The sequence below is a fragment of the Salinarimonas ramus genome, assembly GCF_014645695.1.
GTDB classification, from domain to species: domain Bacteria; phylum Pseudomonadota; class Alphaproteobacteria; order Rhizobiales; family Beijerinckiaceae; genus Salinarimonas; species Salinarimonas ramus.
Genome location: NZ_BMMF01000005.1, coordinates 27,553 through 53,693, shown reverse-complemented (window position 1 = coordinate 53,693; position 26,141 = coordinate 27,553). Strand labels below are relative to the sequence as shown.

The following is a 26,141-nucleotide window of genomic DNA, read 5'->3' as shown; positions in this document are numbered from 1 at the left end:
GTAGACCCATGGCTCACAAGAAGGCTGGCGGTTCGTCGCGCAACGGCCGCGATTCCGAGGGCAGGCGCCTCGGCGTGAAGAAGTTCGGCAACGAGGCCGTCGTCGCCGGCAACATCATCGTGCGCCAGCGCGGCACGCGCGTGAATGCCGGCGTCAACGTCGGCATGGGCAAGGACCATACGCTCTTCGCCCTCACGGACGGTCGCGTCCTGTTCGGCAAGCGAGCCGGCAAATCCTTCGTATCCGTTGTGCCCGCCCAAGAGGCGGCCGAGTAAGCGGCGAGAGCGAGCGTTGATCCAGAAGCTCCCGCCGGTCCCACCAGACCCCAGCGAGAGCTTCGAGAGAAACGCCACACCCGCCACAGGCGGGATCGGCTCTCGGAGAGACCGACGAGGGGAGGTGGGGCGCCACCTCCCCTTCGTCGTTTCTCTCACGGCGCATCGGCGCTCCCGGACGGGGGCCGGCGCCAGGACCCGGAGCCGAGACATGTTCCCCGAGCTGACCCGCGACGACGTCTTCCGGTTGGAGACCAGACGGCTGTGGCTGCGCTGGCCGCGCCATTCCGATGCCGCCTCCATCGCGCGCCTCGCCGGCGAGCGCGAGGTTGCGGAGATGACCGCTCGCATCCCGCATCCCTACCCGCCCGACCTGGCTGCGCCCTACGTTCTCGAGACCCGGCGCGCCGCCATGGAGGGCGCGAGCCTGCGCCTCGCCATGGCACCGAAGGCGCAGCCGACCAGGCTCCTGGGCATGATCGGCATCGAGCCGGGCGCCGCCGGCGAGGCCGAGATCGGCTATTGGCTCGGGCGCCCGTTCTGGGGCCAGGGCCTCGCCACGGAGGCGGCGCGCGCCATGATCGACGCGTTCTTCGCCTTCACCGACGGCGAGGCGCTCGCGGCGTCCGTGCGCGTCGGCAACCCGGCTTCGCGGCGGGTTCTGGAGAAGTCGGGCTTCGTCTTCGAGGGGCCCGGCTTCCGGAACTCGACCCTGCGCGGCAGCTTCCCCGTGGACACGTTCCGCCTGACGCGCCGGGACTGGGCGAGCCTGAAGGCCTGGAGCCGCGACGGCTGGGCGCCGGCGCGGCCGCAGGCGCCGGAGCTCGTCCTCGTCGCCGGCGAGGCCGACGACGGGGAGGACGCGGACGCGCCACGGCACCGCGCCTCCGGCTCCGCGGCGGCGACCGCGACGGGCCGCCCCCTCTTCCTCGCGGCGGAATGATCCGCCGCGGGGCATGAAAGACCAGGACCGACCCCGATGAAGTTCCTCGACCAGGCCAAGATCTACGTGAAGGCGGGAGACGGCGGCGCCGGCGCCGTCTCCTTCCGGCGCGAGAAGTTCATCGAGTTCGGCGGCCCCGACGGCGGCGACGGCGGACGCGGCGGCGATGTCGTGATCGAATGCGTCGAGGGGCTCAACACCCTCATCGACTATCGCTACCAGCAGCACTTCAAGGCGCAGAAGGGCGTGCACGGCATGGGCCGCAACCGCACCGGCGCGTCGGGCGAGGACGTCGTGCTCAAGGTGCCCGTCGGCACGCAGATCCTCGACGAGGACGGCGAGACGCTGCTCGCGGACCTCACCGAGATCGGGCAGCGCGTCGTGCTGTGCCGCGGCGGCAACGGCGGCTTCGGCAACGCCCATTTCACGACGTCCACGAACCGCGCGCCGCGCCGGGCCAATCCGGGCCTCGAAGGCGAGGAGCGCTGGATCTGGCTGCGCCTCAAGCTCATCGCCGACGCCGGCCTCGTGGGCCTGCCCAACGCCGGCAAGTCGACCTTCCTCGCCGCGACCACGGCGGCGAAGCCGAAGATCGCGGACTATCCCTTCACGACGCTGCATCCGGGGCTGGGCGTCGTGCGCAGCGACGCGCGCGAGTTCGTTCTCGCCGACATCCCGGGGCTGATCGAGGGCGCGCACGAAGGCGCGGGCATCGGCGACCGCTTCCTCGGTCACATCGAGCGCTGCCGGGTGCTGCTCCACCTCGTCGAGGGCACGAGCGAGCATGCCGGCCAGGCCTACAAGACGGTGCGCGGCGAGCTCGAGGCCTATGGTCACGGGCTCGAGGACAAGCCCGAGATCGTGGCGCTCTCCAAGGTCGACGCGCTGGACGCCGAGACGCTGAAGAAGCAGAAGGAGCGCCTGCGCCGCGCCTGCGGGAAGACGCCGCTCCTGCTCTCCGCCGTCGCCGGCACCGGGGTCGAGGCCGCGCTGCGAGCCCTTCGCGCGGAGATCGACGGCATCGCGGAGGACGAGCGCCTGGAAGCCGCGCCGGAGGCGGAATGGCGGCCGTGAACCACCGTGAGTCGACCTATGCCGGGTAGCGCACGTTCATCTTGACCTTTCGGTTGCGTCTGCGTAGCTTTCGCACGATGGAGGGCGCGATGGGCAAGGAGCTGAAGGTCCACAGCGACGCCGCCTACGAGGCGGCGCACAGGCTCGCCGAAGAGACGGGCGAGAGCGTGGACGTGGTCGTCGAGAAGGCTCTGGGCGCCATGGCCTCGCGACGTCGCGCGCCGGCTGGGGAGCCTCCGCCGATCCGCCGATCGAGCGATTGCGGCGATCTGTCGGCCGCCGAGATCATCGAGGCCGGGATGAGAGACATCGCGGCTCGCCGCCGCGCGATGACCGTCGACGGCGAGGACATCTTCTCCGAGGCGGCGATCGCTCGCCGGCGGGAGCGGCGGCGCGCGATCGTCGACTGGATCAATCAGGACGATTGCGGGGCAACGATGGCCCAGGAACTTAATGTCAGTGATCGGACCTACGCGCTCGCGCAGGACGTCGCCCGCACGACCAATCGAACGGTGGACGAGGTGGTCGCCGAAGGGCTGCGGCGTCTGTGCGATGCGGAGCACGGCACGCGAGCGAACCCCCGGCCGCCCGTGCGTACCCCTTCGCCCGAGGAAATCGCGGAGCGTCGTGCAGCGATCCGTGCGATGCAGGAGGAGATCGCGCGCATGAAGCCCCCCGGCGTGACGTCGGATCATTCCGACATGTACGACGAGAACGGGTTGCCGAAGTGACCGACGACTCGCGGCGCGTATACGTCGATACGTCCGCTCTAATCGCATTGGCCTTCTCCGAGGAGGAGAGCGCCGCATTCGAAGCTCTGATCGTCGCGAACGGCTGTCGCGTCGGAGCGCCGACGCTCGTCGAGGTGCACAACGTCCTCGTGGGCAAGCTCGGCGAGGCGAGCGGCCTGGCAGCGATGGACAGGCTGACCACGACCCTCGACATCGAGGTCGTCCCCTTCGACGAGAGCCACTTCCTGCTCGCCGCGTCCGCCTTTCGGCGTTTCGGCAAGGGCCGCGATCACCCGGCGCGGCTGAATTTCGGCGATTGCCTCGCCTATGCGGTGGCCAAGGGCGCGGGCGCGCCGCTCCTGTACAAGGGAGACGATTTCGGGCACACCGACCTGGCCTAAGCGCCAGGATCCCACTCGTGACCGCCGCCGCAGACACCGCCTCCCGCACCCGGGCCCCGGCCCTCTCCTCCTTCCGCCGCGTCGTCGTGAAGGTCGGCTCGGCGCTGCTCGTCGATCGCGCGCGCGGCCGGCTGAAGGCGGCCTGGCTCGCCGCGCTCGCCGAGGACATCGCCGAGCTGCATGCCGGCGGCGCCGACGTGCTCGTCGTCTCCTCGGGTGCCATCGCCATGGGCCGCTCCGTCCTGGGCCTGCCGAACGGTCAGCTGCGGCTCGAGGAGAGCCAGGCGGCGGCCGCCGTGGGGCAGATCGCGCTGGCTCGGGTCTGGGCGGAAGTGCTCGCGCATCACGGCGTCACGGCCGGGCAGATCCTGGTGACGCTCGGCGACACCGAGGAGCGGCGGCGCTACCTCAACGCCCGCGCCACCTTGAAGAAGCTCCTCGAGATGCGCGCCGTGCCCGTCGTCAACGAGAACNCGAGATGCGCGCCGTGCCCGTCGTCAACGAGAACGACACGGTGGCGACCACCGAGATCCGCTACGGCGACAACGACCGGCTCGCTGCCCGCGTCGCCGCCATGATCGGCGCGGGCCTGCTCGTCCTGTTCTCCGACATCGACGGCCTCTACACCGCCCCGCCGACGAGCGACCCGTCGGCGCGGCACATCCCCTTCGTCGAGCGGATCACGCCCGAGATCGAGGCCATGGCGGGCGGCGCCGCCTCCGAGCTCTCGCGCGGGGGCATGCGCACCAAGATCGAGGCCGCGAAGATCGCCACCGGCGCGGGCGCGACCATGCTCATCGCGCACGGGGGCGCGAAGAACCCGCTCTCGGCCATCGCGGCGGGTGCGCGCTGCACCTGGTTTTCGCCGCAATCCTCGCCCGAGCGGGCCCGCAAGACCTGGATCGCCGGCGCGCTCGAGCCCCGCGGGACGCTCGTCGTCGATGCCGGCGCGGCCAAGGCGCTGCGCGCGGGGGCGAGCCTGCTGCCCGCCGGCGTCACGCGCATCGAGGGCGCCTTCGCCCGCGGCGACGCCGTGTGCGTGCGCGACGAGGGTGGACGCGAGGTCGCCCGCGGCCTCGTCGCCTACGACCGCGAGGACGCGAGCCGCATCGCCGGGCGCAAGACGAGCGAGATCGAGGCGATCCTCGGCTTTCGCGGGCGCGACGCCATGGTGCACCGGGACGACCTCGCCTTGTCGGCCGAGCGCATCCAGGGCGATTGAGACGAGGCCCCGAGCGCGGCCCCCTCCCATTTACCGATCCCGCCCCGCTTGACCCCGGCGCCCGGTGCGCGCGAGATCGGGCACGCGCGCGCAGCGCCGCACACGTGTGCCGGAGGTCGGATCATGAAGACGAACCAGGGTCGCTTCTTCGAGGATTTCACGCTCGGCGAGACGATCCGCCACGCGACCCCGCGCACGCTGACCACCGGCGACCAGGCGCTCTACACGGGCCTCTACGGCTCGCGCTTCGCCGTGAATTCCTCGGCGCCCTTCGCCGAGGCGATCGGCTACGACGGCGCGCCGCTCGACGATCTCCTCGTCTTCCACACGGTCTTCGGCAAGACGGTGCCCGACGTCTCGCTCAATGCGGTCGCCAATCTCGGCTATGCGGAGGGGCGCTTCCTGGCCCCGGTCTATGCGGGCGACACGCTCTGGTCCGTCTCCGAGGTGATCGGGCTCAAGCAGAGCTCGAATGGCGAGACGGGTGTCGTCTACGTGCGCACCACCGGCTTCAACCAGAAGGGCGAGCGCGTGCTCTCCTATTGCCGCTGGGTGCTGGTGAGGAAGCGCGATCCCGCCTCGCCGGCGCCGGAGGCGCAGGTGCCCCAGCTCGCGAGCGTGGTTCCCGCCGACGAGATCGCACGCCACGCCCCGCGGCTGACGATCGACAGCTACGACTTCGATCTCGCCGGCTCGGCCGATCGCTTCGACGACTACGAGGAAGGCGAGCGGATCGACCACGTCGACGCCATGACGGTGGAGGAGGCGGAGCACCAGATCGCCACGCGCCTCTACCAGAACACGGCGCGCGTCCATTTCGACCAGATGGCGGCCTCGGCGGGCCGCTTCGGCAAGCGGCTGATCTATGGCGGGCACGTGATCTCGCTCGCGCGCGCGCTGTCCTTCAACGGGCTCGCCAACGCGTTCACGGTGGCCGCGATCAACGCGGGGCGTCACGTGGCGCCGCTCTTCGCGGGCGACACGGTGAGCGCCTGGAGCGAGGTGATCGCGACCTGCCCGCTGAAAGGGCGCGACGACATCGGTGCGCTCCGGCTGCGCACTGTGGCGGTGAAGAACCGCGGCTGCGCCGACTTCCCGCTGCGCGAGGGGGAAGGCTATGCCGAGGGTGTGATCCTCGATCTCGACTACTGGGCGCTGATTCCCCGCTGATTTTCCATCGAATACAACGGAATCTCACAATCGAGCGCAACCGAACGGAAAGCTTTGCGCGCTAAGCCTCGGTCAAAGGCGCGGTGCGCCCATACGGCACCGCGAGCTCTGGTCATCGAGGTGCAGCCATGCCGCTCGAGCACGGTCCGTCCCGCCGCCGGTTTCGGCTGGGTTTCGTCAAGCGATTCCGTCGAGACGAGGACGGCGCCACCGCGATCGAGTTCGCCTTCGTGGCGATCCCGTTCTTCGCCCTGCTGTTCGCAATCGTCGAGAGCGCCATCGTCTTCTGGACGCAGCAGGTCCTCGAGACCGCGTTGCACGATTCCGCCCGGCGGATCTACACGGGGCAGTTCCAGAACGACAATCCCGGCGTCAACGATCCGGCGCAGCTGGAGGAGGCCTTCCGCGCCGAGGTCTGCTCGCGCGTCGTCGCCCTGTTCGACTGCGAGGGCACGCTGCGGCTCGACGTGCGGAATTTCAGCGACTTCAGCGGGATCTCGTTCGGCTCGGTGGTGACCGACGAGGGCGAGTTCGACGACGACGCCTTCACGTTCGAGCGCAGCCAGGCCGGGCAGGTCGTCATCGTACGCGCGGCGATCGCGTACCCGGTCTTCACGGGCGTGCTCGATTCCTCCGGATCGCGCCTCGCGGACGGACGGCGCCTGCTGATGGCATCCGCCGCCTTCCGCACCGAGCCCTTCGCGGAATGAGGAGGGACGTCATGACGAGAATTCCCGCCCGCCTCGTCGACCTCGTGCGCCGCTTCGCCCGCGCGCGCTCCGGCGTCGCCGCCATCGAGTTCGCCTTCGTGCTGCCGGTGATGCTCCTGCTCTTCATCGGGCTCTCGCAGACGACCGTCGCGCTGAGCATGGATCGCAAGGTGACGCTGCTCTCGCGCACGACGGCGGACCTCGTGGGCCGCATGGGCTCGACCACGATCGCCGAGATCAACGGCATCATGGAGGCCGCGTCGGTCGTGCTGGAGCCCTACGACGATGCGGAGGTCTCGATCGTGCTCTCGAGCGTCGTCGTGCGCGATTCGAACCCGGACCCGGATTCGACCAGCCTCGAGGCCCGGGTCTGCTGGAGCCGCGCCAACGCCAACGGCACCGCGCGCAGCCCGAACCAGACCGTGCCCATCCCGGCCGGGTTCGATCAGGACGGCGCGTCCTTCGTCTTCGCCGAGGTGCGGATGCCCTATCGTCCGCTGTTCAGCCTCGACAACCTGTTCACGACGATCAACCTGTGGGACGACACCGCCTGGCCGGTGCGCAGCGGCGGCCAGGTGCAGCTCTCCGGCGTCGCGCCCTGCTGAGCGCAGGCGCGCGCTCAGCGGGTGCCGAACATGCGGTCGCCGGCGTCGCCGAGGCCCGGCACGATGTAGCCGTGATCGTTGAGGCGCTCGTCGATCGCCGCCGTCCAGATGCGCACGTCCGGATGCGCCTCCTGCATCTTGGCGACGCCCTCCGGCGCGGCGAGCAGGCAGACGAAGCGCAGATCCTTCGCGCCGCGCTGCTTGAGGCGATCGATCGCCGCGATTGCGGAATTCGCCGTCGCCAGCATCGGATCGAGGACCATGACGAGCCGGTCCGCGAGGTCGGACGGCGCCTTGAAGTAATATTCCACCGCCTGCAGCGTCTCGGGATCGCGGTAGAGGCCGATATGGGCGACGCGCGCCGAGGGCACGAGATCGAGCATGCCGTCGAGGAAGCCCACGCCGGCGCGCAGGATCGGCGCGAAGACGAGCTTCTTGCCGGCGATCTGCGGCGCGCGCATCTCCGCGAGCGGCGTCTCGATGGTGATGTGCTCCATCGGCAGGTCGCGGGTGACCTCGTAGCAGAGCAGCATGCCGATCTCGTTGAGGAGCTGGCGAAAGCCCTTGGTGGAGCGCTCCTTGGCGCGCATCAGGGTCAGCTTGTGCTGGACCAGCGGATGATCGACGATCGTGACGCCCTGCATGCTGCGCGCTCCTCATCTCGACGGCTCGGGTGCCCCTTCTCCTAGCCGATGCCGGCTTGTATGGGAACGCGTCTCGGCGCCCGTCCACCGGGAGCCGCGCGGCAACGTTCGCCGCGCCCGGGCGTTCGCGGGGTGGGGTGTCTCGTCGCAAGGAGCGGGCTCATGGTGATCGAAGCGGTATTGCGGGGCCTCGCGCGGGCAAGGCCCGTCCTGGCGGGAGCGCTCGCGCTCGCGGCGCTCGGCGCGGTCTCCGGCGCGCAGGCGGAGCCGGCCCGAACCACCGCCGACCTGAACCTGCGCCAGGGGCCCGGCACGCAATACGCCATCGTCGCCTCCATGCCGCGGGGCAGCCTCGTCGACGTGCGCGACTGCGTGCGGTCCTGGTGCGAGGTGGGCTATCGCGGCAGGATCGGCTGGGCGAGCCGGCGCTTCCTCGCGCTCGGCGCGGTGCCGGGACCGATCGCGCCGAGACCGATCGCGCCGGGGCCGGTGATCCCCGGGCCCGTCGTTCCCGGGCCGGTGCGTCCGGTGCCGGAGGCGGCGCCGCCCTTCCCGTTTCCCTTCATCGGCGACGGACCGCGCCGGCCGGCGCGGGCGGAGTGCCGCGAACGGCCGGTTTTCTGGCTCGTCGGCGAGCGCGCGACGGAGCGGCGTCTGCAGGAGGCGCTGAACGCGTCGGGTGCGCGCACGCTGCGGGTGGAGGAGCCGGGGCGGTTCTACACGCAGGAATACCGGCCGGACCGGCTCTCCGTGCGCGTCGACGTCCGCAACGTCGTCGTCGACGTCGCCTGCCGCTGAGGCCGAGCAGAGAGAGCGCCGGCGCGGATCATTCCGCGGCGGCGCGCCCGTCCCCGCCGCCGTTGCCGCCGCCGTCGCGGGCGCGCTCCACGAGGGGCACGGCGAGGCGGAAGGTCAGGCCCTCGGGATCGAAGCGCATCTCGACGTCCGAGCTGAGCTGCCCGCCGAGCATGTGGCGCAGGAGCCGCGTGCCGAAGCCCTGGCGCGAGGGCGGCGTCACCGTCGGGCCGCCGCGCTCGACCCAGGAGAGCCGCAGCGCCCGGCGCCCGTTGCCCGTCTCCACGGACCAGTCCACCGCGAGCGTGCCGCTCGGCACCGACAGCGCGCCGTACTTCACGGCGTTGGTCGCGAGCTCGTGCGCGGCCATGCCGATGGAGAGCGCGACGTCGGAGGGCAGCGCGACGTCCGGCCCCTCCATGCGCACCCGCGGCGTCGCCTCGGGACCGGTCGGGCCGGTCTCGTAGGGCGCGAGCTCGGCGACGAGGAGGTCGCGCAGCGGGATCACGCCCCAGGCGTTCTCGGTGAGCAGCGTGTGGGTGCGCGCGAGCGAGACGATGCGCGCGTTGAAGGCCTCGCGGAAGGCGGAGATGTCGGTGGCCGTGCGCGCGGTGGCGTTGGCGATGGCCTGGACGGTGGCGAGCGAGTTCTTCACGCGGTGGTGCAGCTCGCGCACCATGAGCGATTGGCGCTCCTCCGCGCGCTTGCGCTCGGTGATGTCGCTGGCCACGCAGACGAGGCCGGAGACGCGCCCGCGCTCGTCGCGCATGGGCGTCTTCGAGACGAGATAGGTGAGCCGATGCGCCTGGGGCGGCGTCGCCGCCTCCTCGACGGCGCGGCCCTCGCCGGTTCCGATCACCTCCATGTCGGCCTCGAAGCCGGCGATGCCGGGGAGATCGCGGGAGGCGTCCGGATGGCCGGCGGTGTCCGGCTCGCCGGGCGGCGGGGGCAGCGCGGGCGCCGTCTGGCCGACGAGCTCGGCCGGGTCCGCGCCGAGGAGGCGGGCCAGCGCCGGGTTGACGAAGGCGAAGCGGCCCTTGGCGTCGCGCACCCAGATCGGGTCGGGCGCCGTCTCGCCGATGACGCGCAGGAGATCGACGGCGCGCTGAAGCTCCTCCTCCGCGCGCCGCTCCTCGGTGACGTCGAGATGCACGCCGATGACGTGCTCGGCGCGCCCGTGCGCGTCGCGCTTGATCACCGCGCTCGAGGCGACGAAGCGGATCTCGCCGGAGGGACGCACGACGCGAAACGTGGTGCGGTAGGGCGCGTCCCCCGCGATCGCCGCGGCGAGCGCCTCCTGGATCGGCACGCGGTCCTCCGGCAGCACGAATTGCAGCCAGTCCGCCTGCAGGGCGAGCGCCTTCGGCTCGACGCCGAAGATCTCCGCCGTGCGCTCCGAGACGAGGCAGCGGCCGGTGTCGAGGGCGACGTCCCAGGAGCCGAGGCGCCCGGCCTCGACAGCGAGCCGCAGCCGCTCCTCGCTCTCGCGCAGCGACGCGCTGGCGCGCTCGCGCTCGGTGACGTCGAGCGCCGAGACGACGAGGCGCGAGACGGTGCCGTCCGCATCGTGGAGCGGCGCCACCTGGAGATCGAGCACGATGCGCGAGCCGTCGCCGCGGGGCGCGTCGATGTCGATGCGCGACGCCTCTCCGCGGGCGGCCTGGGCGACGAGGCGTCGGAGCGCTTCGCGCACGGGCGCCTCCGCCCGCCAGGGCAAAGCGTCCCAGAGCTTCGTGCCGATCACCTCGCGGCGCGCGCGCCCCACGGCGCGCAGGGGGGCGCGGTTGATCTCGACCACGGTGCCGTCGGGCTCGAGCACGGCGACGAGGGTGATCAGGTTGTCGAGCATCTCCCGCAGGCGCCCTTCCGAGCGGGCGAGCGCGGCGGTGCGGTCGCGCAGGTCGCGCGCCGCCTGGGCGAGCGCCTCGCCGACCTCGTTCGCCTCGCGCACGGAGGTCGCCACGGGATCGGGCGTCTCGCCCTCGCCGACGAGGCGCGCCATGCGGCGCACGCGCCGGATCGAGGCGGCGGCGCGGCGCCCGAACAGGGTCGCGAGCACCCCCGAGAGCGCCGCGAGCCCGAGGCCGAGCACGGCCAGCGTCGCGATCAGCGTCTGCAGGCTCGCCCGCGCGACGCTCTCCGGCACCATGGCGAGGACGATCCATTGGCCGAGCCGCGTGCGGGCATAGCCGAACAGCGTCGGCTCGCCGTCGCGGGTAAGTCCGCGGAAGGTGCCCGCGCCGTCGGCGGTGCGATCGAGCAGCGTTCGCGGTGCGCGATCACCGACGAAGGCCTCCTCGTCGCGTGTGCGTGCGAGGACGGTGCCGCGGCGATCGAAGAGCGCGGCGACGAGCGGCGGCGAGATGCCGCGATCCGACAGGAGCGCCGTCGTCGGCAGCGCGATGGAGACGAGGACGGGCGTGCGCCGCTCGATGAGGGCACGCGCGTTCACGGCGAAGACCGCGACCGGCGCCGGCCCGTCGGCGCCGAGCGCCGGCGGCCCGGCCTCGGGATGGATCAGGTCCGAGACGATGGCGCCCCCGGGTGAGAGGTGGTCCCAGGCGTATTCCGGATCGGGGGGCGCGGGCAGGGCGCCGCGCGGCAGGCGGGTGTCGAGGAGGCGCGTTCCGTCGCGCGTGGTGACGATGACGTCCGCCTCGGCGGCGCCGACGGCGGCCATGGCGCGGCTCGCGAAGACGTCGAGCCGCCCGGCGTCGAGGGCGGGATCGGTGGCGAGCGCGCGGGCCGCCGCGGCGAGCCCCGCGAGCTCGCGGTCGACGGCGGCCGCGATCTCCAAGGCGCGGTCGGCGGCCTCGTTCTCGTATCGGGCCTGCTCCGACGCCGCCACCCACCACATCAGGATGGCGACGAACACGAAGACGGGCACGGTCAGCGCCGCGCCGAAGGCCGCGAGGTGCCAGACGAGCGGTCGCCCGTGTCGCGTGGCGCTCCCCGTCACGCTCAATCGATCCCCCGTTCCGATCCCTTGGCCCCCGGCCTGCGATTCACCATGCGGGGCGGCGCCTCGTTTGGCAACACGGGGCGAGCGCGGCGCGCCCCCTCATCAGAAAGTCTAGACTTGCACGGGCGCGTCTCGCGGGTACTAATTGGCGAAGAAACGGAGAGAACGCGGCGAACCGCGCCTTCGGAGAGGGAACAATGCACGCGAACGAGGCCGAACGGCCCGGCGCGCGCCTGGACAGGGAGAGGCCCGTGACGACGTCCGTCGCCGCGCGCGAGGACACGTTTCCGAAGCTGATCGTGCGCAACGCCCGCGTCCGTCCGCGGCGCACCGCCTTCCGGCACAAGGACCTCGGCATCTGGCAGTCCTGGGACTGGGGGCGCGTGCACGAGAGCGTGCGCGGCTTTGCGGCCGGCCTGCACGGGCTCGGCGTGCGCAAGGGCGACAAGGTCGCCATCGTCGGCGCGAACCGCCCGCGGCTCTACTGGGCCATGGCGGCGGCGCAGTGGATCGGCGCCGTGCCGATCCCGGTCTATGCCGACTCGGTCGCCGAGGAGATGGCCTACGTCCTCTCCCATGCCGAGGTCGTGACCGCCGTGGTGCAGGACCAGGAGCAGGTCGACAAGCTCCTCCAGGTCGCCGACCAGGTGCCGACGCTCGGCCACGTGCTCTACGACGAGCCCCGCGGGCTGCGCGACTACGACCATGCGCGTCTCCACCCGCTGACCGAGTTCATCGCCGAGGGCGAGGCGCGGCTCGCCCGCGAGCCCGAGCTCGCATCCGTGATCGACGGGGCGCTGGAGGCGGGACGCGGCGAGGATCTCGCCATCATCCTCTACACGTCGGGCACGACGGGCCGGCCCAAGGGCGTGATGCTCACCCACGACAACGTGCTCGCCGCGGCGCGGATGGGCTGCGACTTCGACCGGCTCGACGAGACCGACGAGATCATCGCCTACCTGCCCCTCGCCTGGGTGGGCGACCACATCTTCTCCTACGCGCAGGCGATCCTCGCAGGCTTGTGCGTCAATTGCCCCGAGAGCCCCGAGACTATCGTCGAGGACCGGCGCGAGATCGGCACGACCTACGCCTTCGCGCCGCCGCGCGTCTTCGAGAACATGCTGACGCTCACCATGGTGCGCATGGAGGATGCCGGGCGCATCAAGCGGGCGATGTTCAAGTACTTCATCGACCACGCCGGCAAGGTCGGCGAGAAGATCCTGAACGGCGAGCGGGTCGGCACGGGCGACCGGTTGCTCTACGCCATCGGGGATTTCCTGGTCTACGGGCCCTTGCGCAACCGCTTCGGGCTCACCGGCATCAAGGTAGGCTACACGGCGGGCGAGGCGATCGGGCCGGAGATCTTCCGCTTCTACCGCTCCATCGGCGTCAACCTCAAGCAGCTCTACGGGCAGACGGAGGCCTCGGTCTACGTCACCATGCAGCCCGACGGCGAGATCTACGCCGATACCGTTGGCCGGCCCGTGCCGGGCGTCGAGATCAAGATCGACGAGAACGGCGAGGTGCTGTTCCGCTCGCCGGGCGTGTTCCTGGCCTACTACAAGGACGACGCCAAGACCGCCGAGACGAAGACGCAAGACGGCTTCGTGCGCTCGGGCGATGCCGGCTTCTTCGCCGAGAACGGGCACTTGAAGATCATCGACCGCGCCAAGGACGTGGGCAAGATGAACGACGGCTCGCTGTTCCCGCCGAAATACGTGGAGAACAAGCTGAAGTTCTACCCCAACATCAAGGAGGCGGTGGCCTACGGCAACGGGCGGGATTTCGTCGGCGTGTTCGTCAACATCGACCTCACGGCGGTGGGGAACTGGGCCGAGCGAAACAACGTCATCTACGCGTCCTATCAGGAGCTGGCGCAGAACCCCCAGGTCTACGAGATGATCGCGGGTCACGTCGACGAGGTGAACCGCTCGCTCGCGGCCGAGCCGATGATGGGCGGCGCGCAGATCAAGCGCTTCCTCATCCTGCACAAGGAGCTCGACGCCGACGACGGCGAGCTCACGCGCACGCAGAAGGTGCGCCGCGGCTTCATCGCCGAGCGCTACCAGCCGCTGATCGACGCGCTCTACGACGGCTCGAGCGAGGCCGACATCCGTACCGAGGTGACCTTCGAGGACGGCCGCAAGGGCGTCATCGCCGCGCGCGTGAAGATCCGCGACATGCAGGTCTATCCGGTCGAGACCCACGCCCCGGTGCGGGAGGCGGCGGAATGACGAACGCTGCGACGAGCCGCGCGACCTGCTCCCCTCTCGCTGGTGACACGTCGATTCACACATCGTCCCGCGCCGCGGCGAGCCTTTTCCTTCCCTGCAGGGGAAGGTGGCTCGGCGAAGCCGAGACGGATGGGGCGCGCAGAAGGCGCGTTCGGCGCAGCCGAAACGATGCAGGGCTGGACGGGGCGCGGATGCCCGATTTCCGCTCCGCGGAACACGCCTCCGGCGTGCCCCATCCGTCCCGCCGCTTCGCGGCGGGCCACCTTCCCCTACAGGGAAGGAGAGAGGAGACCGCTCGATGAGCGCCGACCACGCCCACAGCTTCGCGGCCGCCGACGCGCTCGAGGAGACCGCCGCGCCTGCCGGTGGCGGCGCGCCCGCCGCCCGCGCCCGCTCCGACGAGGTGCTCCTCTCCGTCGAGAACGTCTCGCTGGGCTTCGGCGGCGTGAAGGCGCTCACCGACGTCTCCTTCGACATCCGGAAGGGCGAGATCCGCGCCATCATCGGGCCCAACGGCGCCGGCAAGACGTCGATGCTCAATTGCATAAACGGCTTCTACCACCCGACCGAGGGGCGCATCACCTTCAAGGGCCAGACGCGCCCGAAGATGCGCCCGCACGAGGCGGCGGCCGGCGGCATCGCGCGTACGTTCCAGAACGTGGCGCTCTTCAAGGGCATGTCGACGCTCGACAACATCATGACCGGGCGCTCGCTGAAGATGCGCACCAACGTCTTCTGGCAGCTCGTGCGCTTCGGCCCGGCGACCCGCGAGGAGGTCGAGCACCGTCGCAAGGTCGAGGACATCATCGACTTCCTGCAGATCCAGCACATCCGAAAGACGCCGGTGGGCAAGCTGCCCTACGGCCTGCAGAAGCGCGTCGAGCTCGGCCGCGCGCTCGCCATGGAACCGGAGCTGCTCCTCCTCGACGAGCCCATGGCCGGCATGAACCTCGAGGAGAAGGAGGACATGAGCCGCTTCATCCTCGACGTGAACCAGGAATTCGGCACCACGATCGCGCTGATCGAGCACGACATGGGCGTCGTCATGGACCTGTCGGACCGCGTCGTCGTGCTCGAATACGGCCGCAAGATCGCCGACGGCACGCCCGACGAGGTGAAGGCGAACCAGGCCGTCATCGACGCCTATCTCGGCGTCCCGCACTGAGGAGCGACGCGTATCCATGGACCTCCTCTCGCAGATCTTCGTCGAGCCCTTCGCGCTCATGGTCGAGATGCCCGATCTCCTGGTGCAGACGCTCTGGGAAGGCTTCGTCTCGGGCGTGCTCTACGCGCTGATCGCGCTGGGCTTCGTGCTCATCTTCAAGGCGTCGGGCGTGTTCAACTTCGCCCAGGGCATCATGGTGGTGTTCTCGGCGCTCACGCTGGTGGGCTTCTACGCCATGGGCGTGCCGGCGATCCTCGCGCTCGTCCTCGCCATCGGCGTGATGTTCGTCCTCGCCTGGACGGTGGAGCGCGTGGTGCTGCGCCCGCTGGTGAACCAGCCCGACATCATCCTGTTCATGGCGACGTTCGGGCTCACCTACTTCCTCATCGGCTTCGGCGAGCTCGTCTTCGGCGGCGAGCCCAAGCAGATGATCACCGACGAGCTGTTCCTGCCCACGGGCGCGACCGAGTTCGACCTCGGCGGCGGCTACGTGCGCATCCAGCATCTCGACGTCGCCGCGGCGGTGATCGCCTCGATCATGATCGCGGTGCTCGGCGTCTTCTTCTCGAAAACGCGCATCGGGCGCGCGCTGCGGGCGGTGGCGGACAGCCACAAGGCGGCGCTCTCGGTGGGCATCTCCTTGAACCAGATCTGGGTCATCGTCTGGTTCGCCGCCGGCGTCGTCGCGCTGGTGACGGGGATCATGTGGGGCGCGCGCTCGGACGTGTCATTCGCGCTCCAGATCATCGCGCTGAAGGCGCTGCCGGTGCTGATCCTCGGCGGCTTCACCTCGATCCCCGGCGCCATCGTCGGCGGCCTGATCATCGGGCTCGGCGAGAAGATCGGCGAGTTCTACTGGGGGCCGGTGGTCGGCGGCGGGATCGAGACCTGGTTCGCCTACGTCATCGCGCTGATCTTCCTGCTGTTCAGGCCGCAGGGCCTGTTCGGCGAGAAGATCATCGAGCGGGTCTGACGCGCCCCTTCGGCGCACGCCGTCCGCCACCGGCTTTCGCCGGCGCCACCAACCCCTCGAGGGAAGGAAGTAACAGGTGAGGAAACGATCGTGATCTATCGCGAGGCAGGGCAGTACAAGACGAGCTACGAGGCGGATCGCGCGGTCTTCCCGCTGAGGCAGGACCGGATCGGCATCGCGCTCATCATCGTCGCCGCCTATGCGGCGGGCGTGTTCGGCTCGGACTTCCTGCTGCAGGCGGTGCTGATCCCGTTCCTGATCTTCTCGCTCGCCGCCATCGGGCTCAACATCCTCGTCGGCTATGCGGGCCTGCTCTCGCTGGGCACCGGCGCCTTCATGGGGGTCGGCGCCTATGCCTGCTACAAGCTGATGACCGCGTTTCCCGAGGTGAACGTCGTCGTCTGGATCCTGATGTCGGGCTTCTTCTCGGCGGCGGTGGGGGTGTTCTTCGGGCTGCCGAGCTTGCGGATCAAAGGCTTCTATCTCGCGGTGGCGACGCTCGCGGCGCAGTTCTTCCTGCAATGGAGCTTCAACCGCATCCCGTGGCTCTACAATTACAACATCTCCGGCGCCATCGAGGCGCCGCTGAGCACGCTCTTCGGCGTGCCGATCACGGGGGCGACGGCGACGTCGGAGGCGCGCTACTTCGTCGTGCTCACCCTCGTCATCGGGCTGACCTGGCTCGCCTCGAACCTGGTGCACGGGCGCATCGGCCGGCAATGGATGGCGATCCGCGACATGGACATCGCCGCCGAGCTCATCGGCATCCGGCCGCTCACCGCCAAGCTCATGGCCTTCGCCTGCTCGTCCTATTTCGTGGGCGTGGCCGGGGCGATGATGGTGTTCCTCTGGTACGGTGGGGCGGAATACAACGTCTTCAACATCGACCAGTCGTTCTTCATCCTGTTCATGATCATCATCGGCGGGCTGGGCTCGCTGATCGGCTCCTTCATGGGCGCCGCCCTGATCTTCATGCTGCCGATCGGGCTCGGCATCGTGCTGCCGGCGATCACGGAGCCGTTCGGGCTGACGGTGGGCGCCGCCACGATCGAGCACCTGCGCTTCATGATCGTGGGCGCGCTGATCATCTTCTTCCTCATCGTCGAGCCGCACGGACTAGCGCGGCTCTGGCAGATCGGGAAGCAGAAGCTCCGGGTCTGGCCGTTCCCCTATTGAGGGCGGCGAGACAAAGACAAGAGGACCCGGACGCGAGAGAGGGAACGGGCCGGTGAACCGGCTCCTCGAGAGGATTACGGGAGGACAGTGACGCCATGTCGATACGCCACCTGACCATCGCCGCGATCGCGGGCGCGATCGTGTCCACGACCGCGCTCGTCGCACCGGCGAGCGCGCAGACCGAGGAGGGCATCTACGTGCCGCTCCTCACCTACCGCACCGGCGCCTTCGCCGGATCGGGCATCCCCATCGCCGACGGGATGCACGACTACCTCACCATGCTCAACGAGCGCGACGGCGGCATCGGCGGCGTGCGCATCATCGTCGAGGAGTGCGAGACCGGCTACGACACCAAGAGAGGCGTCGAGTGCTACGAGTCGGTGCGCGCCAACGACCCCGTGATGGTCAATCCGTACTCGACGGGCATCACCCTCCAGCTGATCCCGCGCGCCGCGGTGGACAAGGTGCCGGTGCTCTCCATGGCCTACGGCCTCTCGGCCTCCGCCGACGGCGAGACCTTCCCGTGGGTGTTCAACCCGCCGGTGACCTATTGGGACGGCGCGTCCGTCTTCGTGAAGCACATCGCCGAGCGCGAGGGCGGCTTCGAGAACCTCGCCGGCAAGACCGTGGGCCTCCTCCATCTCGACGCGCCCTACGGCCGCGAGCCGATCCCGGTGCTCGAGGCGCTGGCCGAGGAGCACGGCTTCGAGCTGAAGCTCTACCCGGTCGCCGCGCAGGACATGCAGAACCAGGGCTCGGTGTGGCTCAACATCCGCCGCGACCGGCCGGACTACATCTACCTGCAGGGCTGGGGCGCCATGAACCCCACCGCGGTGCGCGAGGCGATCCGCACGGGCTTCCCGATCGAGAACATGATCGGCGTCTGGTGGGCCGGCGGCGACGAGGACGCGCGCGCGGGCGGCGCCGACGCGGCGGGCTACAAGGCCCTGTCGTTCAACGGCGCGGGCGCGGACTTCCCCGTGATGCAGGACATCATCACCCACGTGCACGACAAGGGGCTGTCGCAGTTCCCGCGCGAGCGCGTCGGCGACATGCTCTACAATCGCGGCATCTACAACTCGATGCTGATCGCCGAGGCGATCCGCACCGCGCAGGAGATCACCGGCAAGGACGTCGTCACCGGTGAGGACGTGCGCCGCGGCCTCGAGAACCTGAACGTCTCCGAGGAGCGTCTCGCCGAGATGGGCATGACGGGCTTCGCGGCGCCGCTCAACGTCACCTGCGAGAACCATTCGGGCAACCACCAGGTCTTCGTGGCCGAATGGGACGGCGAGAAGTGGACGGTGGGCCAGGACTGGACCGAGCCGATGACGGATCGCGTGCGCCCGCTCATCCTCGCGGCCGCGCAGGAATACGCCTCCGCCAATGCCGGCTGGCCGATGCGCACGGAGACCTGCGACAATTGATGTGACCTGCGACAATTGATGTCGCTCCCTGCTCCCTCCCTGCAGGGGAGGGGAATGCTCGCGAAGCGAGCTCGGGGTGGGGTCCGTCGCCTGATCATCGGGCGCCGGCTTCGGCTTCGCCGAACACGCCTCCGGCGTGCCCCATCCGTCTCGGCGCTGCGCGCCGATCCACCTTCCCCTACAGGGAAGGACATAGGAGCGGCCCGCACGCGGGGCGCTCCGCCTCTTCTCCAGCGACGAGCGTCTTCCTCCACCGACGAGAGTCTTGCCGATGACCGCACTCGCGACCCCCGCCTCGACCGAGACGCCCGCTCCCGAAGCGGCGGCGCCGATCCTGTCGGTGAACAACATCGAGGTCATCTACGACCACGTCATCCTCGTCCTGAAGGGCGTCTCGCTGACCGTTCCCAAGCGCGGCATCGTCGCGATCCTGGGCGCCAACGGCGCGGGCAAGACGACGACGCTCAAGGCCGTCTCGAACCTGCTGCGCGCCGAGCGCGGGGAGGTGACGAAGGGCTCGATCGAGTTCGACGGCAACCGCATCGAGAAGCTCTCGCCCAACGAGCTCGTGCGCCGCGGCTGCATCCAGGTGCTGGAAGGCCGCCATTGCTTCGGCCATCTCACGATCGAGGAGAACCTCCTCACCGGCGCCTTCACGCGCCGCGACGGCAACGCCGCGATCAAGGAGGACATGGAGAAGGTCTACGCCTACTTCCCGCGCCTGCGCGAGCGCAAGAATTCGATGGCCGGCTACACGTCCGGCGGCGAGCAGCAGATGTGCGCCATCGGCCGCGCGCTGATGAGCCGCCCGAAGATGATCCTGCTCGACGAACCCTCCATGGGCCTCGCGCCGCAGATCGTCGAGGAGATCTTCGAGATCGTGAAGGATCTCAACGCCAAGGAGGGCGTGTCCTTCCTGCTCGCGGAGCAGAACACCAACATGGCGCTGCGCTACGCCACCTACGGCTACATCCTCGAGACGGGTCGCGTCGTCATGGACGGCGACGCCAAGATGCTGCGCGAGAACGAGGACGTGAAAGAATTCTACCTCGGCGTCTCGGGCGCCGATCGCAAGAGCTTCCGCGAGGTGAAGAGCTACAAGCGCCGCAAGCGCTGGCTCGCCTGATCGTCCGCGCCGTCCGTCGGCGTCTCCACCGTGGCCAGCGTCGAGCGCCCGGCATCGGGCGCGGGCGCGCTCGAGAGGACGGAGAACGAGCCGTCGGTCTCCAGGATCACGGCGCCGACGTCCGTCAGGTCCGTGGCGCCCGACGAGCGCACCACGGCGAGCACCTCTTCCCGGCTCACCCGCTCCTTGCGCAAGGCGTCCTCCAGGATCGCGCCGCGATGCACGAGCAGCGTCGGCGTCGCCTTCACGAGCGTCTGGAAGGGCTGCGAGCGCACCGAGGCGTAGGTGACGACCCATTGCAGGAGGATCAGCAGCGCGAAGGCGGTCAGCCCCTCGACCAGCGCAACGTCGCGGCTGAGCAGGATCGTCGCCAGCGTCGAGCCGAGCGCAACCGTGACGACGAGGTCGAAGGCGTTGAGCTTGGTGAGCGTGCGCTTGCCCGTCACCCGCAGGAAGACGACGAGCCCGACATAGGCCAGCGCGCCCACGACGAGGATGCGGGCGATGTCGCTCCAGGGCGCGAGGAAGGCGTCGGCGGACATGGTCTGATCCCGTGGCGGCTCCCGCATGACGTCGGGCGGGAACGAAAGCCCCGCGGGACGCGCACGGTTCCGCCGCCGCGGGCGATCACAGGCGCACGCGCCCCCAGCCGGCGGGGATGTCGAGGGCGGCCTCGGCGCCGATGCGCGCGATCATGAGCTCGGCCTCGCGCTCGGCTTCCAGGACGATGGCGACCGGATCGACCCTGGTGGGGCGCCCGCCCTGGAGCAGGATCTCGCCGTCCACCATCACCGTGTCGACGTCGTTGCCGTTGGCGAAGGCGACGAGGCGATGGACGGGCATGTTGGCCGGCGCGAGATGGGCCCGGCGCATGTCGACGAGGATCGCGTCCGCGCGCTTGCCGGGTTCGAGCGAGCCGATCTCGGCCTCCATCCCCAGCGCAGTGGCGGCGTCGATCGTGGCCATCTCCAGCGTCTTGCCCACGGGCAGGACGGAGGCGTCGCGATAATGCCGGCGGTGGTAGTGCATCGCCTGCTGCATGTGGCGGAACATGTCGCTCGATCGGTCCGGCGCCGTCGCGTCGGAGCCCAGAGCCACCACGGCGCCGGCCTCCATCAGCTCGATCGCCGGGCAGCGGCCCTTGATCGAGGCGACGGCGGAGGGGTTGTGGGCGATGCGCGTGCCGGTCTCGGCGCACATCGCGATCTCGTCCGCGTCGAGGTCGATGGCGTGCGACAGGAGCGCGTCGGGTCCGAGAAGCCCCAGCGCGTGCGCGCGGCGCACGGAGCCGCGCCAATGGCCGTCCTGCGTGAAGAGCAGCTTCGCCTCGCGCGAGAGCGCGCGCACGAGCCCGACCTGGCGGATCGCCTCCTCGTAATCGGCGGGCGCCATCGTGCGCTCGTGCTCGTCGCGCAGGACGGGGTAGACGAGCGCCATGCGGATGCGCCCGTCGGCACCGCCGTGCCAGGTGTCGATCAGCGCGCGGCAGGTGCGCATCTGCCGGTCGAAATCCACGGGATAGACCTCGCGCCCGCCGTCTTCGGTAATCGTGGCGTAGGTCCAGGGATGCGGCGCCCGCGTGGGGCCGACGGCCACGACGGAGCGCGTGCCGATCTCGGCCACGCCGCGGCAATGGGCGTCGCCGTAGGCGGGGTCGTCCGTGCGCATCACGGTGTCGCCGCCGCCGAGCAGCGAGACGCCGCAGGTCACCCCGAAGCGCAGACGCTCCAGGGAAGCGAGCCGCGCCTCCGCGTACCAGAAGCCCGGCGTCGAGCCGGTGGTGTAGACCTCCCCGCAGATCCGCTCCCAGGCGTCGCCGTCGGTCATGCCCATGGACTTGATCAGCCCGTGCCCGGCATGGGCGTGGACGTCGATCAACCCCGGCATCAGCACCTTGCCGCGCCCGTCGACGATGCGGGCGACGGGGTGGGAGGCCTCCACCTCCTCGCGCGGCCCCACCGCCACGATCCGCCCGCCCGACACCGCCATGGCGCCGTCGGGAATGACGCGCCTGTCGGCGTCGAGGGTGAGGATCGTCGCGCCGGTGACGAGAATGTCTTCCATCGTGTCGCTCCCGTGGACCCGCGAGGCTCGGCTCAGCGGAGCGGCGGCAGGCGCGCGACGTCGAGCACGGTGTCGACGGGAAGCGCGAAATCGGGATGATTTCCCGAAATGCCGGTCGCTTTCAGTGGATTGTAGAGGCACAGCCAGGCGGGGTCGTCCTGCAGCAGCGCATAGGCCTGCGCATAGAGCGCAGACCTCGCGGCGCGATCGACCGTGGTGCGCCCCCGGTCGATCAGCGCCTCGACCGCGGCGTTGGAATAGCCCTGCCACCAGGAGCCGCGCACGCGCGCGTCGAGCTTCTCGACGAGAACGCGATAGGTCGACATCGGGCTCGAATCGAAGACGCACAGGTCCCGGATCTCCTTGCGCCGGACCATGTGGGCATAGGCCTCGCGGTCGGCGTGGAGGTGGACGTCGAGCGTGACGCCGATCGCCGCGAGCTGGCGCCCCAGCGCCTGCGTGAGGCGCTCGGCCTCGTCGGGCAGACGCGCCGGGCAATCGAGGCCGAGCGTCAGGCCGTCGGCAAAGCCCGCCTCGGCGAGGAGCGCGCGGGCGCTCTCGGGGTCGCGCTCGCGGGCGGGGGCGTCGCCGGCGCCGTAATGGAGCGGGCTGACGAAGCCGTGGAGCGGACGCGCCGCGCCGGGCACGACCTCCTCGATGAGCGCCTCGCGATCCAGCGCGAGCGCCAACGCACGCCGCACGCGGGCGTCGGCAAGGGGACCGCTCGCGGCGTTGAGGAGGTAGATGATGGCCACCGGCGCCAGCGAGACGACCTGCGTCGCGCCGTCCTTCGCCAGGTCCGCGCTCGCGACGACGTCGAGATTGGTCGCGACCTGCGCCGAGCCCGCGCGCACCATGGCGAGCCGACGCGCACGATCGGGCTCGCGCACGAAGCGGATGCGATCGTTCGCGGGCTCGCCGGCGAAGTGCCCCGGCACCCGCGCCATCAGCGCGTGATCGTCGGACGCCTCGATCAGGCGATAGGCCCCGGTGCCGCAGGGCCGGTGCGTGTCGCCGGCATCGTAGGCCGGGAGCGCGGAGGGGGCGACGACGTAACCCTGGACGAGGACGTCGAGGAGGTCCGCCATGGGCGCGCCCAGCCGGATCGTCAGCGTCGCGGCGTCGGGCGTCTCGATGATCGCGTCGCCTAGATATTGCCGCCACACGCCCGGCGCGCCGAGCGTATAGCCCTTGTCCTCGCGCGCCATGCGCTCGAGCGAGCGCCGCACGGCCTCGGCATCGCATAGGCTGCCGTCCTGGAAGGCGACGCCTTCGCGCAGGCGGAAGGTCCAGGTGCTGGCGTCCTCCGACATCGCCCACGAGACCGCGAGGCGCGGGACGTAGTCGCGTCCCTCGCGCCGCACGAGCGTGTCGTAGAGCGCCTCGTAGAGGGACAGCTCGTCGGCGGCGTCCGTGCAATCGTGCGGGTCGGCCAGCGGCAGGCGCGCCTGCGCGATGATCACGTCTTCAGTCACGGGCGGTCCCTTTCCGGTTCGTCGACGAGGTGGCAGGCGACGCTCTGGCCGTCGCCGACGTCCTGCAGGCGCGGGCGCTCCGCGGTGCAGCGGTCGAAGGCGAAGGGGCAGCGCGTGCGAAAGCAGCAGCCCGACGGCAGCGCGAGCGCGCTCGGCACCTCGCCTTCGAGCTCCATCTCCACGGCCTTGTCGGCGGGGTCGATGGTCGGCGCGGCCGAGAGCAGCGCGCGGGTGTAGGGATGGCGCGGGGCCGAGAACAGCCGGTCGCGCGGGGCGGTCTCGACGAGAAAGCCGAGATACATCACGCCGATCCGGTCGGCGATGTGGTTCACCACCGACAGATCGTGGCTGATGAACAGGTAGGCGAGGCCGAACTCGTCGCGCAGGTCCATCATCAGGTTGAGGATCTGCGCCTGGATCGAGACGTCGAGCGCGGACACCGGCTCGTCGGCGATGATCAGCCCCGGATTGACGGAGAGCGCCCGCGCGATGCCGATGCGCTGGCGCTGGCCGCCGGAGAACTGGTGCGGGTAGCGCGTCGCGTGCTCCGCGTTGAGGCCGACGCGTTCCAGCAGCGCCAACGCCGCCTCGCGCGCCCTCGCCTTCGCGTTGCCCTCGCCGCGGGCCTCGAGCTGCTCGCGCAGCGGCTCGGCGACGATGTCTCGGACCTTCTGGCGCGGGTTGAGCGACGCGAAGGGGTCCTGGAAGATCATCTGCATCTTCGCGCGCACCGGCAGCATCTGCCGATGGCCGTAGCCGCCGACCTCCTCGCCGTCGATGCGGATGCGCCCGCCGCTCGGCGTGTAGATGCGCGCGATCGACTTCGCGACGGTGGACTTGCCGCAGCCCGATTCGCCCACGAGCGCCAGCACCTCGCCCTTGGCGATGGAGAAGCTGACGCCGTTGACCGCATGCACGACGCTGTCGACGAGCCGCGGGCGCCCGCCCTTGAAGGTCAGACGGTCGATGATGCCCGAGCGCAGCGGGAAGCGCTGCTCGAGGTTCTCGACCTCGAGCATGGGGGTGGCGAGCGTCGTGTCGGCGCGGGTCGTCGTCATGCCCGCTCTCCGCCGGTCGTCGCCATCGCGGCGGCGACCTCTTCGAGGATGGGGAAGTGGCAGGCGGCCGAAAGCGTCCCGCGGGTGGGGGCGAGCGCCGGCGAGACCTCGGCGCAGCGCGCCTGCGCGCGGGGGCAGCGCGGACGGAAGCTGCAGCCGGAGGGGAGGTTGCGGATGTCGGGAACCGCGCCGGGGATCTGCGCGAGGCGCGGCTTGCGGTGCTTCGGGTTGGGGATCGAATCGACGAGACCGCGCGTGTAGGGATGCGAGGGGTTGGCGATCACCTCGCGCGCCGGGCCGGTCTCGACCACGCGCCCGCAATAGAGCACGACGATCTTGTCGACCATTTCCGAGACCACGGCGAGATCGTGGGTGACGAGGATCATCGCGGCCCCGGTCTCCGCGATGCGCTTTCGCATGAGCTTGAGGATCTGCGACTGGATCGTCACGTCGAGCGCGGTGGTCGGCTCGTCCGCCACGATGAGGCGCGGGGAGGCGAGGAGCGCGATGGCGATGACGACGCGCTGGCGCATGCCCCCCGAGAATTGATGCGGGTAGGCGCGCAGCCGCTCGGCGGCGCGCGAGATGCCGACGCTCTCCAGCATGGCGACGCAGCGCGCCTTGCGCGCTCCCTCGTCGAGATCGGTGTGGAGGCGCAGCATCTCGTCCATCTGCGCGCCCACCGTCTTCACCGGGTTGAGCGAGGTCATCGGGTCCTGGAAGATCATGGCGATCTCCCGGCCCCGGATCCGGCGCAGCCGCTCCTCGGAGGCGCGGGCGATGTCCTCCCCGTCGAGCAGGATCTCCCCGCCCTCGATCCGCCCGGGCGGATCGATCAGCCCGAGGAGCGAGAAGCCGACGACGGACTTGCCGCCGCCCGATTCGCCCACGAGCCCCATCACCTCGCCGGGGGCCAGCGTGAAGCTCACCCCGTCGACGGCCTTCACCGTGCCCGAGAAGGTGTGGAACCACGTGCGCAGGTCGCGGACGTCGAGGAGCGGCGCCGTCGCGCTCTGATGATCCATCGCGCGCCTCATTTCAGCCGCGGGTTCAGCTCGTCCCGGAGGAAGTCGCCGAACAGGTTGATGCCGAAGACCATCGCCATGATCATCAGGCCCGGGAACACGGAGGTCCACCACAGGCCCGAGAACAGGACGTCGAAGCCGTTCTTGATGAGCAGCCCGAGCGAGGGCTGCGTGATCGGCACGCCGACGCCGAGGAAGGAGAGCGAGGCCTCGATGAGGATGAAGGTGCCCACCTGCACCGTCGCGATGACGATGAGCGGCGTGAGCACGTTGGGCAGGACGTGCCGGCGGATGATCTTGGCGTCGCGCAAGCCCGCGACGCGAGCCGCCTGCACGTATTCCTTCTGGATCTCGCCCAGCGTCGAGCCGCGCACTGTGCGGGCGTAGACGACCCAGCCCACCAGGGTGAGCGCGATCAGCACTTTGTCGATGCCCGTGCCGAAGGCGCTCATCAGGAACAGCGCGATCAGCATGGAGGGGAACGACAGCTGGATGTCGGCGACGCGCATGATGAAGGCGTCGAGCCGCCCGCCGTAGAAGCCGGCGAGGAGGCCGAGCGTCGTGCCGATCGTGCAGGCCATGAGCATCGCCGCGATGCCGATCAGGGCCGAGACGCGGGTGCCGTAGAGGATCGAGGAGAGCACGTCGCGGCCCTGTCCGTCGGTGCCGAGCAGGTAGCGGGGGTCCCCGCCCTCGATCCAGGCCGGCGGCTTGTAGCTGTCGAGCAGGTTGAGCTGGGTGAGGTCGTAGGGGTTCTGCGGCGAGACGAGGGGACCGAACAGCACGATCAGCACGCACACGAGGATGATCGCGCTGCCGGCGATGGCCGAGAGGTTGCGCCGCCAATTGTAGAAGAATTGCGAGGCGAGGAGCTGACCCATCATGT

At 70.3% G+C, this 26,141-nt stretch carries 23 protein-coding genes and 1 pseudogene; 16 read left to right on the top strand and 8 right to left on the bottom strand.

The features are described from left to right. The first annotated feature begins 8 nt into the window (after positions 1-8). From rpmA to IEX89_RS09125, 9 genes and pseudogenes are all read left to right on the top strand, one after another. Positions 9-275 carry a 50S ribosomal protein L27 gene (rpmA, locus tag IEX89_RS09165; RefSeq protein WP_188911993.1) on the top strand — a complete coding sequence of 89 codons (267 nt, stop codon included), beginning with the start codon at positions 9-11 and terminating at the stop codon, positions 273-275. Between the two features lie 211 nt (positions 276-486). Next, positions 487-1,218 carry a GNAT family N-acetyltransferase gene (locus tag IEX89_RS09160; RefSeq protein WP_188911991.1) on the top strand — a complete coding sequence of 244 codons (732 nt, stop codon included), beginning with the start codon at positions 487-489 and terminating at the stop codon, positions 1,216-1,218. Positions 1,219-1,254: 36 nt separating this feature from the next. Continuing rightward, positions 1,255-2,292 carry a GTPase ObgE gene (gene obgE, locus IEX89_RS09155; RefSeq protein WP_188911989.1) on the top strand — a complete coding sequence of 346 codons (1,038 nt, stop codon included), beginning with the start codon at positions 1,255-1,257 and terminating at the stop codon, positions 2,290-2,292. A gap of 89 nt (positions 2,293-2,381) precedes the next feature. After that, entirely contained in the window at positions 2,382-3,023 is a 642-nt protein-coding gene (locus IEX89_RS09150) for a hypothetical protein (protein ID WP_188911987.1), read from the top strand. Further along, complete coding sequence (locus IEX89_RS09145; protein WP_188911985.1) at positions 3,020-3,424, top strand: type II toxin-antitoxin system VapC family toxin; 405 nt, start codon at positions 3,020-3,022, stop codon at positions 3,422-3,424. The genes IEX89_RS09150 and IEX89_RS09145 overlap by 4 nt, the downstream gene beginning before the upstream one ends. Positions 3,425-3,441: 17 nt before the next feature. Beyond that, positions 3,442-4,646, top strand: a pseudogene (gene proB, locus IEX89_RS09140) (glutamate 5-kinase). A 123-nt stretch (positions 4,647-4,769) separates the two neighbouring features. Next, entirely contained in the window at positions 4,770-5,816 is a 1,047-nt protein-coding gene (locus IEX89_RS09135) for a MaoC family dehydratase (protein WP_188911983.1), read from the top strand. Positions 5,817-5,944: 128 nt separating this feature from the next. Next, on the top strand, positions 5,945-6,526 hold the full coding sequence (locus tag IEX89_RS09130) for a TadE/TadG family type IV pilus assembly protein (protein ID WP_188911981.1): 582 nt from the start codon (positions 5,945-5,947) through the stop codon (positions 6,524-6,526). Between the two features lie 11 nt (positions 6,527-6,537). Next, positions 6,538-7,131, top strand: a complete 594-nt coding sequence (locus IEX89_RS09125; RefSeq protein ID WP_188911980.1) for a TadE/TadG family type IV pilus assembly protein — start codon at positions 6,538-6,540, stop codon at positions 7,129-7,131. Between the two features lie 14 nt (positions 7,132-7,145). Here IEX89_RS09125 and upp read toward each other — a convergent pair whose 3' ends face one another. Then, positions 7,146-7,775, bottom strand: a complete 630-nt coding sequence (gene upp, locus IEX89_RS09120) for a uracil phosphoribosyltransferase (RefSeq protein WP_188911977.1) — start codon at positions 7,773-7,775, stop codon at positions 7,146-7,148. 162 nt (positions 7,776-7,937) lie between these two features. Between upp and IEX89_RS09115 the strand changes: the two genes are divergently transcribed. Next, on the top strand, positions 7,938-8,573 hold the full coding sequence (locus IEX89_RS09115) for an SH3 domain-containing protein (RefSeq protein ID WP_188911975.1): 636 nt from the start codon (positions 7,938-7,940) through the stop codon (positions 8,571-8,573). Positions 8,574-8,601: 28 nt separating this feature from the next. On the opposite strand, the gene IEX89_RS09110 is transcribed toward IEX89_RS09115, so the two are convergent. Further along, positions 8,602-11,529, bottom strand: coding sequence for a PAS domain S-box protein (locus IEX89_RS09110; protein WP_188911973.1), 2,928 nt, complete (start codon positions 11,527-11,529; stop codon positions 8,602-8,604). A 254-nt stretch (positions 11,530-11,783) separates the two neighbouring features. Between IEX89_RS09110 and IEX89_RS09105 the strand changes: the two genes are divergently transcribed. The 6 genes from IEX89_RS09105 (at position 11,784) to IEX89_RS09080 (ending at position 19,633) form a co-directional block, all read left to right on the top strand. After that, positions 11,784-13,766, top strand: coding sequence for an AMP-dependent synthetase/ligase (locus tag IEX89_RS09105; protein ID WP_210317607.1), 1,983 nt, complete (start codon positions 11,784-11,786; stop codon positions 13,764-13,766). A 298-nt stretch (positions 13,767-14,064) separates the two neighbouring features. Next, positions 14,065-14,931, top strand: coding sequence for an ABC transporter ATP-binding protein (locus IEX89_RS09100; RefSeq protein ID WP_188911969.1), 867 nt, complete (start codon positions 14,065-14,067; stop codon positions 14,929-14,931). 16 nt (positions 14,932-14,947) lie between these two features. Beyond that, a complete protein-coding gene (locus IEX89_RS09095) occupies positions 14,948-15,904 on the top strand; it encodes a branched-chain amino acid ABC transporter permease (protein ID WP_188911967.1) in 957 nt (318 codons plus the stop codon). Between the two features lie 90 nt (positions 15,905-15,994). Next, positions 15,995-17,080 carry a branched-chain amino acid ABC transporter permease gene (locus IEX89_RS09090; RefSeq protein WP_188911965.1) on the top strand — a complete coding sequence of 362 codons (1,086 nt, stop codon included), beginning with the start codon at positions 15,995-15,997 and terminating at the stop codon, positions 17,078-17,080. A 95-nt stretch (positions 17,081-17,175) separates the two neighbouring features. Continuing rightward, the gene (locus IEX89_RS09085; protein WP_188911964.1) at positions 17,176-18,507 is read left to right on the top strand and encodes an ABC transporter substrate-binding protein; all 1,332 of its coding nucleotides are present in this window, start codon (positions 17,176-17,178) and stop codon (positions 18,505-18,507) included. A 271-nt stretch (positions 18,508-18,778) separates the two neighbouring features. After that, complete coding sequence (locus tag IEX89_RS09080) at positions 18,779-19,633, top strand: ABC transporter ATP-binding protein (protein ID WP_188911962.1); 855 nt, start codon at positions 18,779-18,781, stop codon at positions 19,631-19,633. Here IEX89_RS09080 and IEX89_RS09075 read toward each other — a convergent pair. From IEX89_RS09075 to IEX89_RS09050, 6 genes are all read right to left on the bottom strand, one after another. After that, positions 19,603-20,175 (bottom strand): DUF421 domain-containing protein, encoded by a 573-nt coding sequence (locus IEX89_RS09075; RefSeq protein WP_188911960.1) that lies wholly within the window; start codon positions 20,173-20,175, stop codon positions 19,603-19,605. The genes IEX89_RS09080 and IEX89_RS09075 overlap by 31 nt on opposite strands. Positions 20,176-20,260: 85 nt before the next feature. Next, complete coding sequence (locus IEX89_RS09070) at positions 20,261-21,697, bottom strand: amidohydrolase family protein (RefSeq protein ID WP_188911958.1); 1,437 nt, start codon at positions 21,695-21,697, stop codon at positions 20,261-20,263. Positions 21,698-21,729: 32 nt separating this feature from the next. Further along, positions 21,730-23,172 (bottom strand): ABC transporter substrate-binding protein, encoded by a 1,443-nt coding sequence (locus IEX89_RS09065; RefSeq protein ID WP_188911949.1) that lies wholly within the window; start codon positions 23,170-23,172, stop codon positions 21,730-21,732. Next, positions 23,169-24,230 carry an ABC transporter ATP-binding protein gene (locus IEX89_RS09060; RefSeq protein ID WP_188911947.1) on the bottom strand — a complete coding sequence of 354 codons (1,062 nt, stop codon included), beginning with the start codon at positions 24,228-24,230 and terminating at the stop codon, positions 23,169-23,171. Before IEX89_RS09060 ends, IEX89_RS09065 begins: the two co-directional genes overlap by 4 nt. Continuing rightward, complete coding sequence (locus IEX89_RS09055; RefSeq protein WP_188911945.1) at positions 24,227-25,255, bottom strand: ABC transporter ATP-binding protein; 1,029 nt, start codon at positions 25,253-25,255, stop codon at positions 24,227-24,229. Before IEX89_RS09055 ends, IEX89_RS09060 begins: the two co-directional genes overlap by 4 nt. Positions 25,256-25,263: 8 nt before the next feature. Further along, positions 25,264-26,139, bottom strand: a complete 876-nt coding sequence (locus tag IEX89_RS09050; protein ID WP_244645241.1) for an ABC transporter permease — start codon at positions 26,137-26,139, stop codon at positions 25,264-25,266. Positions 26,140-26,141: the final 2 nt, after the last annotated feature.